Below are 14,059 nucleotides of genomic sequence, written 5' to 3'. Positions count from 1 at the left end.
TGATGCAGCATGACGAGAGAGCGCAGGATGCGGAGCAGACGGAGGCTGATTGCGCTCGGCGCGAGCGTCGCGACCATCGCGATGATGTCGGCGAGTCACGCCACACCGTGCATGTTCGCGGAGCTCGGCGAAGGCCACGTCAGCGAGATCATCGATGCACGCAGCTTCCGTCTCGACGACGGTCGCGAGGTCAGGCTCGCCGGCATCGAGGTGCCGCCGGAGGAGCAGCGCGCGACGTCGATGGAAGCGCTGGGCGTGCTGCTGCGCGGCCGCGACGTCGTGCTGCGCGGAGAGGACGACACCCCTGACCGCTATGGCCGGCAGCGGGCCTTCGCCTTCGTGGTCGGCGCAGACCAGCCGGTGCAGAGCGAGCTGCTCCGGCAGGGCGCCGTGCTGCGCGGGGTCGACCTGCCCGACCGGGATTGCGCCCTCAGCCTGGGCGCGGCGGAAGCCGAGGCACGCAGCGCCGGGCGCGGCCTCTGGAAGATTGGGACCGTCATAAAAAACACGGAAAGTCCAGACGATATTTTGTCTCGCGTAGGGCTATTTACGGTTGTCGAAGGGAAGGTGTTGTCCGTACGACAGACGGGGACAACAACTTATCTGAACTTCGCTCGTAGCTGGACACGGGGCTTCGCGGTGATTATTCCAAAGCGTATGATGGCGGTATTGGAAGGTGCCGGTATCGACGTCAAATCACTTGCGAATCGGCAGGTTCGCGTGCGCGGTTGGGTTGAGGCGCATGCGGGTCCGAGACTGGAACTGACACAGACTGCCCAGATCGAGATTTTGAGCGGGAATTGACCGCTGAGGTACGTGAGTAGCGACGTGAACCTGTCTGTTCGAAAGCGCATGACGGTGATGAACTGCGGTTCGCGGATCGCACCGGCGCTGCTGTGCCTGGGACTGGCGTTGGCCGGTTGCAGCGACATGGGCAAGTTGCAGCAGGCGACGGCGCCGATGCCGACGCCACGGCCGAAGCCGGCGATGGTGCAGACGACGCCGGCGAGTGATCGCGAGCACGAGCGCATTCTCGCAACCTATGGCGGCGCCTATGAGGATCCCCAGCTCGAGGGCCTGATCGGCAAGATCGTCGACCGGCTCGTGGCCGTGTCCGATCGCCCCGACCAGGGCTACAAGGTCACGATCCTGAATTCCGGTGCGGTCAACGCCTTCGCGCTGCCGACCGGCCAGCTCTACGTGACACGCGGCTTGATTGCGCTCGCCAACGACACCTCCGAATTGTCGTCGGTGCTGAGCCACGAGATGGCGCACGTGCTGGCGCGCCATGCCGCGATCCGCGAGGACCAGGCGCGGCAGGCCGCCGTGGTGACCCGCGTCGTCTCAGACATGGGCAACGATCCGGACCTGACGGCGCTGGCGCTCGCCAAGACCAAGCTGACGATGGCGAGCTTCTCGCGCACTCAGGAGTTCGAGGCCGACGGCATCGGCGTCGGCATCTCCGCCAAGGCGAAGTTCGATCCCTACGGCGCGGCGCGCTTCCTGAGCTCGATGGAGCGCAATGCCGAGTTGAAGGCCGGTAAAGTCGCAATCGACCCGCGCGCGCAGGACTTCCTGTCGTCGCATCCGGCGACGCCGGAGCGGGTGCAGAACGCCGCCGCCATCGCCAAGCAATACGTCTCCCCCGAGGCCAGGGAGCATGACCGCGAGACCTACTTGGCTGCAGTCGACAACATCGTCTACGGCGAGGACCCGAGCGAGGGCTTCGTGCGCGGCCGGCGCTTCCTGCATCCGAAGCTCGGCTTCACCTTCCAGGCGCCGGAGAACTTCACGCTCGACAACACCGCGCAGGCGGTGATCGGCGTGCGCGAAGGCGGCGCGCAGGCGATGCGCTTCGACGTGGTGCGCGTGCCGGCCCAGCAGACGCTCGGCGACTATCTGAATTCCGGCTGGATGGAGAACGTCGACAAGTCGGCGACCGAGGAGCTGACGATCAACGGCTTCCCAGCGGCCTCGACCACGGCGAGCGGCGATCCCTGGCAGTTCAAGGTCTACGCGTTGCGCGTCGGCAGCGACGTCTACCGTTTCATCTTCGCCTCGCGGCAGAAATCCACCGAGAGCGAGCGCAATGCGCGGGAGACGGTGAACTCGTTCCGCCGGCTCAGCCTGGAGGAGATCCAGTCGGCCCGGCCGCTGCGGATCAAGGTGATCACCGTGCAGCCGGGCGATACCGTCGAATCGCTTGCGCACCGCATGACCGGCGTCGACCGCCCGGTCGAGCGCTTCCGCGTTCTCAACGGCCTCGACGCCCGCGCCCAGGTCAAGGTCCGCGACCGCGTCAAGATCGTGGTGGAGTGAGCGGACGCGAACGCGCCTTCCAGCAGCCGGCCCACGACTTCGGAAATGATCTGCTCAGAACGGCCAGCCTGACGGCGGTCGTCGCGCAGGTTGCGCTCCGCCGAACACTGGCTCGCGCCGCTCGATATAGGCGACCATCTGCCTGAGCCGCGCCAGCGCGCCGGTATCGCTGCTCCGGTCGGCCTGCGCGGGGCGCGAGCGGGCTACGGTTGCGGCCTTTTATGTGATGGTGCGGCCTTTGGCGACAATCCGCTATCGTCTGTCCAGCCGCGCGAGGGTCGCGGCGAAACGCGCAAAGCAAAAAGCCCGACCTCGCGGCCGGGCTTTGCTAAGCAACTAATTAGAAAACGCGCAAACGGTCGATCAGGCGGCCTCGTCGGCCACGGCGGTGTCGTCGCCGTCGATATCATCGCCCTCGGCGTCGGCATCACCTTCGGCGACCGCATCGGCTTCGGTCTTGGCACCGCGGCGCGGGCTCTTGGCGAGCTGCGTCTCGATCTCCTTGACGGCCTCGGTCTCGGTCGAGTGCTGCACGACGGCGATCTCGCGCGACAGACGGTCGAGCGCTGCTTCGTAGAGCTGGCGTTCGCTGTAGGACTGCTCGGGCTGCGACTCCGAACGGTAGAGATCGCGCACGACCTCGGCGATCGCGACGATGTCGCCCGAATTGATCTTCGCTTCGTATTCCTGGGCGCGACGCGACCACATGGTGCGCTTGACGCGGGCACGGCCCTTCAGGGTCTCCAGCGCCTTCTTCACCAGCGCCGGGTCGGACAGCTTGCGCATGCCGACATTGGCGACCTTGGCGGTCGGCACCCGCAGCGTCATCTTGTCCTTGATGAAGTTGATGACGAACAGCTCGAGCTTGGCGCCCGCGATCTCCTGCTCCTCGATGGCCAGGATCTGGCCGACGCCGTGAGCCGGATAGACGACGAATTCGTTGGTCTTGAAGCCCTGGCGCTGGGTCGGCAGCTTCTTTTCCTCGACGCGCGGCGCGGCCGCGGCGGGAACAGCCGGCTTGGCGGCGACGGCGGGCTTGGCAACAGGGGCAGCGGCCGCGGGAACGGCGGTCTTGGTGGCAGCCTTGGGCGCAGCGGCGGCCTTGGCAGGCGCAGCCTTGGCAACAGAGTCCTTTGCAAGAGTGGTCTTCGCGGCGGATGCTTTCGCGGCAGTCTTGGCAGTCTTTTCAGGCATTGCGCTTCTTTTGTTCTTGGTGGACTTGGCAGCCGAGGCCTTCGCGGCAGCCCGAATCTCCTTTACAGGAGCCCGGGCACGGCCCTTGGAAACGCTGCGGCTGGCCGCGGCGGCTTTTTTTGTACTCTTGGAAGCACTCTTTTTACGCGTTTTCTGTGACACAGCCTGCGCGCGGAACTGCCACGCCCCTGTTTGATGTTGCGGGAACCTAAAAGGGCGGCCAAAAAAGGTTACGCATGGCCGGGTTCGGCTCTGAGAATGTGGTATATATAGCACATTTGCCGCAAAAATCAATGATTTAGAGGCCGCAGGGGCGGTATTGTGACGGATCCACGAAGTTAGGGTTAAGTGCAACGTGCCGGAATAGAACAACTCATGCAGCGGTTCCCGCTCACCGCATGAGGTGTTCTAGGCCATTGTTTCCGCGCAACGATTTCGATCGGCGCGATGGCGCCCCGCAGGACGGGGCGCGCTGGTGCCTCGCAGGTAGCGAGACGACCGTCAGTCTCCGGCGCCGGGCTTCGACGAAAAATATTTCTGGAACTTTCCATCCTCGCCGTCGTGCTCCTTGGCGTCGGCCGGCGGGTCCTTCTTCTGGGTGATGTTGGGCCAGGACTTGGCATATTCAGCGTTCACACCCAGCCACTTCTCCAGACCCGGCTCGGTATCCGGCTTGATCGCGTCGGCCGGGCATTCCGGCTCGCACACGCCGCAATCGATGCACTCGTCCGGATGAATGACCAGCATGTTGTCACCCTCGTAGAAGCAGTCTACCGGGCAGACCTCAACGCAATCGGTGTATTTGCACTTGATACAGTTTTCGGTGACGACGTAAGTCATCCAAGGCTCCGGAACGGATCGACAATTCGGCTGGCTTGGACTAGCGCAGGACGTGATGTGCCGCAAGTGAAGCGGGGCGAAGAACTGAACCGGACATTGCTCTGGCGCAATAGATCAGGATCGTCCGCCATCCAGATCATCGTACAGTCCGCGCACCGAGGCAGCATCGCCGCGACGCTCGGCAAAGCCGGTCACCTTGAGAACGCGCACGCTGCGATCGAGCGCGATGGTCAGCACATCACCGGTCTTCACCCCATGGCCCGGCGAGGTCTCGCGCACACCATTGACCCGGACGTGCCCCGACGACACCAGCGCCGCGGCGCTGGTGCGCGCCTTCACCAGCCGCGCATGCCACAGCCATTTGTCGAGGCGCTGGCGCTCTGACGGGGTGTCGGACGTCGGCGTTGTCCTTCCAACCAATCTTGCCAACCGATCTTGCCGCTCAGTCCTTGCGGTTGTTCCCCGCGAGTTGCTCCTTGAGCGCGGCGAGCTTGGCGAACGGCGAATTGGGATCGACCGGACGGTCGCGATCCCGGCCGCCGCCGCTGCTCGATGCGTAGGGCCGCAGCGCCGGGCCGCTGTCGCGCTTGTCGCGCCCCCCCTTGCCGAAGTCGCGGCCGCCGCGCCCCTCGCGGTCACCGCCGAACTTGCCACCCTTGTTGCGATCCCGGTTCTGGTCGCGCCCCTTGGCATCATGATCGCGGCGCGGCCCGCGATCCTCGCGCGCCGGTGTCGATGCGCCCTCGGCTGGTGGAGCCGCACCAGCCTCCGGCGGGCCCTTGCGGAAGTCCTTGCCGAACTCCTTCATCCGGTCGCGCCGGCCATGGCCGCGGTGATGGCGCTCGCGCGCCTCGCCGCCCTCGGCCGGAGCGGTCCCGGCCGGTGCCTGGCCGCCGCCGGCAGCCTGCCCGCGCTCATGCTGCGGACGGTTGGGCCGGCCGCGATGATGATGGTCGTGACGCGGCCGGCGCTCCTCCGAGCGCCCGCCCGGCCGCCAGACCTCGACCAGGACGGGCTCGGCAGCAGGCGCGGCCTCGGCGGGAGAAGCCTCGGTAGCGGTCGATCCAGCAGCAGTTTCCGCCGCGGCGGCTTCAGCCGAAGCGTCGCCGATGCTCGTTGCCTCGTTCGCGACGGCCTCAGCGGCTTCGGGCCGCGGCGCATCCGCAGCGACGGCGGTTTCCGCCTCGGCGACGACGCTTTCGGCAGCCGTCTCGGCCACGGACGCCTCGTCCGCCACATCCGGCGTGACGAAATCGACAGTCGGCAGCGATGCCAGGGCCGACACCGACGCGGTTTCCGCCTGCTCCTCACCGACCACCGCGGGCACGGCGACGGCCTGCTCGGTCACCGGAGCGACTGCGGCCTCCGCGACGGTGGGAACCTGCTCGTCGGCCGGCTCGCCGGCGACAACTGCGAGGTCCTCGCCCGGCATGGCCTGCGCATCTGCCGGCTCAGCCGGAGCGGCTTCCGCAGCGGCTCCCGCGGCGGCAGCAGCCTCGACGGGCTTCTCAATCGGCTTGGGCGGCAGCGGCGGGCGCTTCTCCATGCGATAGCCGAGCGCGCGCAGGATCGAGGCGAAGTCCTCGCCGGCCGAGCCGGTGAGCGAGGTCATCGCCTGCGTCACCACGAAGCCGCGGCCGTCGAAGGCGCCGGCCGGCTTTTCGCCCGGTGCATTGTCGCGCCAGGCCAGGGCGGGACGAATTAGGTCGGCCAGCCGCTCCAGGATGTCGACGCGCACGGCGCGCTCGCCCGCCTGCTTGTAGCCGAGCACGCGATAGGCATCGCGCGGCAGCGCCTTGTCGACCGGGAACGAGGTCCGGCCCGAGCTCGCCAGATGCTGCGCGCCGGTCAGCGCGGACATGTCGACATTGCCCTGCTTCTCGGCCCACAGCAGCGCAGCGAGCGCGCGCGCGGCGGGCTTGAGCAGCGCCGGGACGTAGATGTGGTAGGCACCGAAGCGGACGCCATACTTGCGCAAGGTGGCGCGCGACGGCTGGTCCAGATCCTTCATCTCGGCGGCGATCTTGGCGCGCTCGATGACGCCGAGAGCCTCCACCAGCTGGAACGCGATGCCGCGGCCGATGCCGGTGATGTCCTCGGCCTTGGACAACTCGAACAGCGGGCCGAGCAGCTTCTCGATATGCGTCTTCAGCCACAGATCGAGCCGCGCCTGGACCTTGTCGCGCGCAGCACCGGTCAGCCGCTCGTCGGCGATGATGCGCAGGCGCGGATGCAGCGCGTCGTCGGCCGCGACCAGCTTGGCGACCGCGTCGCCGGTCCAGCGCACCGTGCCGTCGGCGGTGAGCACGATGTGCTCGTCGGGCGCGCTGGACAGCTTCTCGGCGCGCGCCTCGATCTCGCCGGCCAGCGCCTTCTGGGCAGCAGCCTGCAAGGCCTTGGCCTCCGAGCCGGCTTCGGCGGCGTCGGGCGCGAAGGTGAATCCATCCAGGCGGCCGATCGCGTGCCCTTCAACGATCACTTCGCCGGTCTTGCCGATTTCCGTATTCAAAACACTGTTCTCCCGCAGGCGCCGCATCAATACACTGGTACGACGATCAACGAAACGCTCCGTGAGCCGTTCATGAAGGGCGTCTGACAATTTATTTTCGAGTTCGCGGGTAATCCCCTGCCAATAATCAGGGTCGCGCAGCCAGTCGGGCCGGTTGGCCACGAAGGTCCAGGTACGGATCTGTGCAATCCGCCCCGACAGCGTATCGATGTCGCCATCGACGCGGTCGGCCTGATCGACCTGGGCCGCGTACCAGGCGTCCGGAATACGCCCCTTCTGCATCAGGAAGCCGAACACGGTGGTCACCAGCTCCGCATGGGCGGCCGGCGCCAGCCTGCGATAGTCGGGAATCTGGCAGGTTTCCCACAGACGCTCGACCGCGGCCGCGCCGTGAGCCATGTCGCGCACCTCGGCATCGCGCGCGGCATGATCGAGCACGCGCAGATCCTCCGCAATCGGCGCGCGCGTCAGCGCCTCATGCGCCGGCGCGACCGCCAGGGAGACCTGAAGCGCGCTCAAGGACGCGAAATCAAGCCGGGAGTTGCGCCATTGCAGCACCTTCACGGTATCGAAGGCATGGTTCTGAAGCGCATTGACCAGCTCGGGCTCGAATGGCGCACAACGTCCGGTGGTGCCGAACGTGCCATTGCGCGTCGCGCGTCCGGCACGGCCGGCGATCTGGGCAAATTCCGACGGCGTGAGCCGGCGGAACTGATAGCCGTCATATTTGCGGTCGGACGCGAAGGCAACGTGATCGACGTCGAGGTTGAGCCCCATGCCGACCGCATCGGTGGCGACGAGATAGTCGACGTCGCCGTTCTGGAACATCGCCACCTGCGCGTTGCGGGTTCGCGGCGACAGCGATCCCAGCACGACAGCGGCGCCGCCATGCTGGCGGCGGATCAGCTCGGCGATGGCGTAGACCTCGTCGGCCGAGAACGCCACGATGGCGGTCCGGCGCGGCTGTCGCGTGATCTTGCGATCACCGGCGAATTCGAGTTGCGACAATCGTGGCCGTGTCACCATCGACGCGCCCGGCAGCAGGCGCTCGATGATGGGACGCATCGTCGCAGCACCCAGCAGCAGCGTCTCGTCGCGACCGCGGCGATTGAGGATGCGGTCGGTGAAGACGTGGCCGCGCTCCAGATCGGACGCGATCTGGATCTCGTCGACGGCCAGGAACGACACGTCGAGATCCCTGGGCATCGCTTCGACGGTCGACACCCAGTAGCGCGGATTTTTCGGCTTGATCTTCTCCTCGCCGGTGATCAGCGCGACGGCCTCGCTGCCGACGCGATCGGCGATCTTGTTGTAGACCTCACGCGCGAGCAGCCGCAGCGGCAGTCCGATGATGCCGGAGGAATGCGCGAGCATGCGCTCGATCGCCAGATGCGTCTTGCCGGTGTTGGTGGGGCCGAGCACGGCGGTGACGCCGCTTCCGGGAGCGCGGTCGGACGTGCGCTCGAAAGGCGAGGCAGCCGAAGAGGACGAAAAAGCCATTCGTTAAATGTGGGTCTCGAAGCCGGCGTTGGAAGCGCGCCGTTCACGCGCGACGGATGCGGAATAATCGTGTGTCTGGAGAGGCTGCGATGCTGACCCCTGTCTCACATTGTGACGCATATAGTGACGCAGCTTAAGCTTCGGAACGCCTTGAGAACGAATCGCGAAGGAATCGCTGACTCCGTCGGCTTTCCGGCTTCGTTCACCGCAACATCTCGCGCTCTGCCATCAAGCCAGCACTAGATCAAGTTTTCGCGGGCTCCACAAGCAACGCTTTCGCGATGGAACTGGCGCGCGTTCAGCGCGTCCCGAGTCGAATCAGAATCAGGGAAGAGTCAAACGGATTCACGCGCAGCAGACAGTATCCATAGGGGGTCCCGACAAATCGGAGCTCATGAGCCCGTCAGTCCGGAGATCATGCAGCGCGAACCCCGAATCTCCATCGGATTCAAGCGATAGCGGACGGCATGCCGTCAGGCCTTCACGCCACGGCCGCTGACGGGGCTGTGCCGCAACGACGAGATTCCGATGTGGAGGAGCAGCGAAACGACGCACTACTGGGTCTTGGCGACGTGCGGCGCCGCCTGGGTGATGAACGACGTCGCTTCCAGCATCGCGGTCCCCAGCGGGGTCGGGATCACCATCTTGAACGGCACCAGCACACGGGTGCCGGCGATCGGCACGAAGAAGATCTCCATGTTGCGGGCCTGAGCCAGATATTTGATGACCGGCCGGTCCGGGATGTAGCCCGCGACTGGCGTGAAGTAGATCGCGCAGACCAGGGCCGGGCCACGATAACCCTTGTCTGCCTTGACGTTCTCCATGCGCTTGTAGTCGAGCTTGAGCTCGTAGCGCATGCGGCCGTCGAACACGGGCGCAGCGCCGCGGCACGAGTCCGGCGACAGCAGCTCGCCGTTGCCCGGCACGCGCACCAGAGAGGCCGTCATCGGATCGAGCACGCCACGCTTGTGGGCATCCGTCACCGGAATGCGGTCGGGATCGACCGGAGGCGCCGGCTCGATGGCGAAGTCCTTCACAGTACCGTTCTGCAGATTGATGCGGATCTGCTCGGATTTCTTTCCCGTCGTGGTCGAGGCCTGGTAGCTCTGGCCGACCAGGGCGCCGTTGACGACGCGCCCCTGCACCGAGCCGGTGCCTGATCCTTGCGAGAAGCTCTTGAGCAGGCCGGCGGTGCCGCCCTGAGCCGCGGCACCATACTGATCATCCCCGATCTCGACCGCCCAGGTGCCCTTGCCGACGGGGATGCCAGCCAGGGAAGCCTCGTATTGAGCGTCCAACCGAGCCTGCGCCTGGGCGTTTTGCGCCGGCAACAATAGGCAGAGCGCTGCCCCGGCCGCGGCCAGGCGACAGGAGAGAAATGAGGGAACCGAGATGATGGTCACGTGACGAATGATCCTACCGATCCGCCTGCCTGAGCGCCGGACCGATCCGACGCGCCGTCCTTGCTACTTAAGCCAAAAACGCCTTCAAACAACGCGAACCGTCCGACAATGGCGGTTTGTCCAGCGCTTTGCAGCTGAACAGCACTCAGACCGTCATCCGCAGCTCTGCCGGAACCGAGCCGCGAACCTCCGACCGCGCCAGCATGCCGCCATTCCGGCATTTCGGACTGTTCGCGGGATATCCATCCATCACGTCCGAATGCGCCCTTTATATGGTCTAAACTATCGGCTATACTATTGATTATACGCCTGCTTTTCTGCTGGTTGGCGATTTCGGCCCGACCAGGAGGATGCACGGGTCGCGCCCTTCGGGTTCGCCGGCCCGGCTCCCTCTATTCGCTGCGGCCTTCAAAACCTTGACGAAAAGCCGCATCCCCCCTATACGACCGCATCTCCCAGAGACGAGCTGGACGAGTTTTGGACCCCCGCGGCCCGCCGACACAGGCGGACGAAGGGTGCGGGGATGAGAGAGGATTTATTGCCATGTCGCGGCGCTGTGAACTGACGGCCAAGGGTCCCCAGGTTGGCCACAAGGTCAGCCACTCCAACATCAAGACCAAGCGGCGCTTCCTGCCGAACCTGTGCAACGTGACCTTCATCTCGGATGCACTCGGCCGCAACGTGCGCCTGCGCGTCTCCACCAACGCGCTCAAGAGCGTCGACCACAATGGCGGCCTCGATGCCTATCTGCTCAAGGCCAACGCCGCGACCCTGTCGCCGCGCGCGCTGGAGCTGAAGCGCGCCATCGAGAAGAAGGCGGCGGACGCTGCCCCGGTCGCCAAGGCGAGCTGAGAGAGCGCGCCGAAATTCAGGATTGATGCAGAAGCCGGACGCGTCACGGGCGCGGCTTCAAGCTGAACGAGATGTCGAAACGGCCGGGTCGAGAGATCCGGCCGTTTTGCTTGCGGATGCCGTGACCAACTGACAACTCTGGACACGGGCAGCAGGCGTGGGGCGGCAGGACTGGTCGGGTGACCATCCGTTCGTACAACGGCGCCCCGCAGTCACTTCGCGATGTCCGCCGCGCCGCGCGCAACAGCGACCCAGACGAAGTGCCATAGGGAACCGACCTCCCCAACACCAGCCGGATGCTCTACACTCGTTGCGGTAGCATTATTGCGGACATTCCTTTGCCATGAAGAATATTGTCATCTGCTGCGACGGCACCGGCAACGAGATCAGCGAGAACATCTCGAACGTGCTCAAGCTTTATCGGTGCCTGCGCAAGACCGACAAGACGACACCGCATCAGGTCGTGTTCTACGATCCCGGCGTCGGCACGTTGACGCAGCCCGACAGCTGGCATCGCTTCAAGGCCAATTTCAACATGGTGCTGGGGCTCGCGACGGGCTACGGCCTCGACGACAACGTCATCAACGCCTACTCTTTCCTGGCCACGCAGTACCAGGACGGCGATCGCATCTTCCTGTTCGGCTTCTCGCGGGGCGCCTACACCGTGCGCGTGCTGGCCGGGCTGATCCACAAGATCGGGCTGATCTCGCCGGGTCAGATCAATCTCGTCGGCCCAGGCGTGATTGCCTACAAGAAGTACTCCTCCGACAATCCGAAGGCCGGGCGCGGCATCACCAAGGAGCTCGAGAGCACCGAGGAGGACGGGCCGATCCCGGAGAGCCGCGCCGACCAGGCCGCGCAGTTCGCGCGGATCACCTCGACGCGCTGGCCGACGATCCATTTCGTCGGCGTGTGGGACACGGTGGCGAGCGTGATCGTGCCGCGCACCGACCGGCTGTTTGCGCTGCCGAGCCTCGAGGAGCTCGCCTTCACGATCGAGAACCCGAGCGTGAAGATCTTCCGTCAGGCTGCGGCGATCGACGAGCGCCGCTGCATGTTCCGGCTGAAGCCGTGGGGGATGCCGCAGACCTTCACGCCGAACCGCTTCAACAAGGCGCAGGCGCGACCGCAGGACGCCAAACAGGTGTGGTTCGCCGGCGTGCATTCCGACGTCGGCGGCGGCTATCCCGAGGTGCGGTCGGCGGCTTCGAAATATCCGCTGCTGTGGATGATCGACGAGGCGGTCGAGGCCGGGCTGACGGTCAATCCGCGCACGGTGAATCAGCTCGCCTGGGGCGTGCAGCGCAAGAACAGTCCGTTCTCCTATGTGGCGCCGAGCGTCCAGGGCCCCCTGCACGATTCGATGACGCCGGCCTGGCGGCTGCTGGAATGGCTGCCGAAGAGCGCGACGTACAAGGAGTGGCCGGAGCGCAAGGCGCATTTCGGATTGTACGTTCCGAATTGCGAGCCGCGCTTCATTCCCGAGGGCGCGTTCATCCACGAGAGCGTGCTGATGCGGATCGCGGAATCGCAGGACTACCGGCCCGTCAATCTGCCCGCGTCCTATGAGCGCGTCCCGCTTCCGGTCAAACAGAAGGCGGAGTAGCAGCAACGGCGCGTTGCGCGTCGGGCAGCGTCTTCAGAGGCCCGCGTGTGGCGGATCGCCTCAGATCATGCGCAGATGGATGACGCCGTCGGTCACCTCGCCACGGGCGAACTGCTCGCGCGCCATCTGCTCGAACGCCGTGCGGTTTCGCTGCAGATAGGCGAACGCCTGGTTGCGGGTGCAAAAGCAGGTCTCGAGATGACAGACCTGCCGCGTGGCGCCGATTGCGAGCGCGAATGCGATCGTCTGGCCTCCACGCTGCGTCTCGTCCTTGGCGATGCGAACGTCTGTAGCTGTCGACTTGGCCACGTCAGCCTCCTCGGTACGAAGGTCGGGTCTGTACGCGGGACGCGGTTGAGACGTAATGATCAGGCATGGATCGCCCGTCTGTTCGAGCACCGGCAACGGATCTGAAGTTCCGATAGTTCCACCGGGCAGCCGACGTCGGAAGGCGAGACGAAACCGCCCTAGCGAGCGACCTTCTTCCGCCGCTTCGGCGCAGGCGCCGCGTCAGAACCCGCTTGCGCAGCTTCCGCTTCCTTGGCGAGCCGCAACACGCGCAGCCGCTCCATGTTCTTGCGGACCGCGGTCGCGCGCTGATCCCATTCGGCGCGCGCCTTCGCCCCGTCCTCGGCGGCGACGCGCTGGCGCTCCGACCGCGCAATGCTTTCGGGGGAGCGTTCTGACATCTTCTTGGTGGCCATCGACTGATCCTTCCGGAAACGCGGGTTACCGTCGAGACGCAGAAAGCCCGCTCAATACAGGATCGAGCGGGCAAACCGGCCATTTCAGTACATCCGTGAAATGGCCCAAGACGTCAGAGACGTCAGATCAGTGCGATCAGACCAGCGCGAGATTTTCTGCGCTGGTTTTACCGCGCATCTTGTCCGTCTTGACCTCAAAACTGACTTTCTGGCCTTCAGCCAGACCGGCGAGACCAGCGCGTTCAACAGCGCTGATGTGAACGAACACGTCGTTCCCGCCATCCTGCGGCTGAATGAAACCAAAGCCCTTCTGGCCATTGAACCACTTGACCGTACCCTGCATGTCTATCTCCAAATCATTCACCGCGCGACCATCACGCGATCTCATTCAACTGAGCGATGACTTTTGGAAATAGCCCACAGGCACATTCAGAAAGGCACAGCGGCTAATCGAACTACCTCAAGGTAGAGATTTTCTCGGGGATTACAAGGCCGCGCGGCAAATATAGTTTGCCGAGGGCCGGAACCGTTGAGTCGGCTCGCGCTGGCAATATCAGCAGATTGCCCCTATCTTCACAGCACCATCGGTAACGGCATGGCCATCGATGGCTGAGAGACACTCGTGCTCCCGCCTTCCGACGAAGGGGATCACCGTGTCTCGCACGTATCGTGACTCATAACATTGTGAGCAACACGTTTCATTGACGCCGCTCTGCTGAGCGCGCCGTTCGCCCCGCCGCAGCGCCGCTCGGCTTTGCCAACCGAATTTCATCGATAGAGATGAAGACAAGGAGGACACTTTTGCAGGTTCTTGTTCGTGACAACGACGTCGAGAAGGCGTTGCGCATCCTGAAGCGGAAGATGCAGCGCGAAGGCGTATTCCGCGAGATGAAGCGCCGCAGATCCTATGAGAAGCCATCGGAGCGCAAGACGCGCGAGAAATCCGATGCGATCAGGCGCCATCGCAAAGTCGCGCGCAAGCAGGCCATCCGCGAAGGGTTGCTGCCGGCGCCGGTCAAGAAGGTACCCGCAGCGCGGCCGGGCGCGCTCCCCTCAACGACCTCGACGCACACCGATCGTGAACGGCCGCGGGACCAGCTTACCGCTACGCCCCCGCGCAGCTGAGCAAGCG

13 protein-coding genes are annotated in these 14,059 nt (G+C 65.1%); 5 read left to right on the top strand and 8 right to left on the bottom strand.

All coding sequences use genetic code 11. The features are described 5' to 3' along the window. Positions 1–27 precede the first annotated feature (27 nt). Both QX094_RS14350 and QX094_RS14345 read left to right on the top strand, forming a co-directional pair. Complete coding sequence (locus QX094_RS14350; protein WP_316174483.1) at positions 28–804, top strand: thermonuclease family protein; 777 nt, start codon at positions 28–30, stop codon at positions 802–804. 48 nt (positions 805–852) lie between these two features. Then, on the top strand, positions 853–2,319 hold the full coding sequence (locus QX094_RS14345) for a M48 family metalloprotease (protein ID WP_315715427.1): 1,467 nt from the start codon (positions 853–855) through the stop codon (positions 2,317–2,319). Between the two features lie 363 nt (positions 2,320–2,682). Here QX094_RS14345 and QX094_RS14340 read toward each other — a convergent pair whose 3' ends face one another. The 5 genes from QX094_RS14340 to QX094_RS14320 form a co-directional block, all read right to left on the bottom strand. Next, positions 2,683–3,513 (bottom strand): CarD family transcriptional regulator, encoded by an 831-nt coding sequence (locus tag QX094_RS14340; protein WP_316166232.1) that lies wholly within the window; start codon positions 3,511–3,513, stop codon positions 2,683–2,685. A 501-nt stretch (positions 3,514–4,014) separates the two neighbouring features. Continuing rightward, entirely contained in the window at positions 4,015–4,353 is a 339-nt protein-coding gene (fdxA, locus tag QX094_RS14335) for a ferredoxin FdxA (protein ID WP_315715248.1), read from the bottom strand. Positions 4,354–4,467: 114 nt separating this feature from the next. Further along, positions 4,468–4,773 (bottom strand): RNA-binding S4 domain-containing protein, encoded by a 306-nt coding sequence (locus QX094_RS14330; protein ID WP_315752296.1) that lies wholly within the window; start codon positions 4,771–4,773, stop codon positions 4,468–4,470. Positions 4,774–4,795: 22 nt separating this feature from the next. After that, the gene (locus tag QX094_RS14325; protein WP_316166233.1) at positions 4,796–8,362 is read right to left on the bottom strand and encodes a helicase-related protein; all 3,567 of its coding nucleotides are present in this window, start codon (positions 8,360–8,362) and stop codon (positions 4,796–4,798) included. A gap of 554 nt (positions 8,363–8,916) precedes the next feature. Next, positions 8,917–9,693, bottom strand: coding sequence for a DUF3108 domain-containing protein (locus QX094_RS14320; RefSeq protein ID WP_315715426.1), 777 nt, complete (start codon positions 9,691–9,693; stop codon positions 8,917–8,919). A 615-nt stretch (positions 9,694–10,308) separates the two neighbouring features. Between QX094_RS14320 and rpmB the strand changes: the two genes are divergently transcribed. Next, a complete protein-coding gene (gene rpmB, locus QX094_RS14315) occupies positions 10,309–10,617 on the top strand; it encodes a 50S ribosomal protein L28 (protein ID WP_172114511.1) in 309 nt (102 codons plus the stop codon). 343 nt (positions 10,618–10,960) lie between these two features. Next, complete coding sequence (locus QX094_RS14310; protein WP_315715245.1) at positions 10,961–12,223, top strand: DUF2235 domain-containing protein; 1,263 nt, start codon at positions 10,961–10,963, stop codon at positions 12,221–12,223. Positions 12,224–12,283: 60 nt separating this feature from the next. On the opposite strand, the gene QX094_RS14305 is transcribed toward QX094_RS14310, so the two are convergent. The 3 genes from QX094_RS14305 to QX094_RS14295 form a co-directional block, all read right to left on the bottom strand. Continuing rightward, positions 12,284–12,532 carry a hypothetical protein gene (locus QX094_RS14305; protein WP_315715244.1) on the bottom strand — a complete coding sequence of 83 codons (249 nt, stop codon included), beginning with the start codon at positions 12,530–12,532 and terminating at the stop codon, positions 12,284–12,286. Positions 12,533–12,690: 158 nt separating this feature from the next. Beyond that, on the bottom strand, positions 12,691–12,927 hold the full coding sequence (locus QX094_RS14300; protein WP_315715243.1) for a transcriptional regulator: 237 nt from the start codon (positions 12,925–12,927) through the stop codon (positions 12,691–12,693). 136 nt (positions 12,928–13,063) lie between these two features. Next, positions 13,064–13,270: a cold-shock protein gene (locus QX094_RS14295; RefSeq protein WP_315715242.1), complete on the bottom strand. Its 207-nt coding sequence runs from the start codon at positions 13,268–13,270 to the stop codon at positions 13,064–13,066. Between the two features lie 458 nt (positions 13,271–13,728). On the opposite strand from QX094_RS14295, the gene rpsU reads away from it, so the two are divergent. Further along, positions 13,729–14,052 (top strand): 30S ribosomal protein S21, encoded by a 324-nt coding sequence (gene rpsU / locus QX094_RS14290; protein ID WP_315715241.1) that lies wholly within the window; start codon positions 13,729–13,731, stop codon positions 14,050–14,052. The last annotated feature ends 7 nt before the right edge of the window (positions 14,053–14,059 follow it).

It is taken from the genome of Bradyrhizobium sp. SZCCHNS1050, from assembly GCF_032484785.1.
GTDB lineage: Bacteria > Pseudomonadota > Alphaproteobacteria > Rhizobiales > Xanthobacteraceae > Bradyrhizobium.
This window is presented reverse-complemented; position numbering and strand designations above follow the sequence as displayed.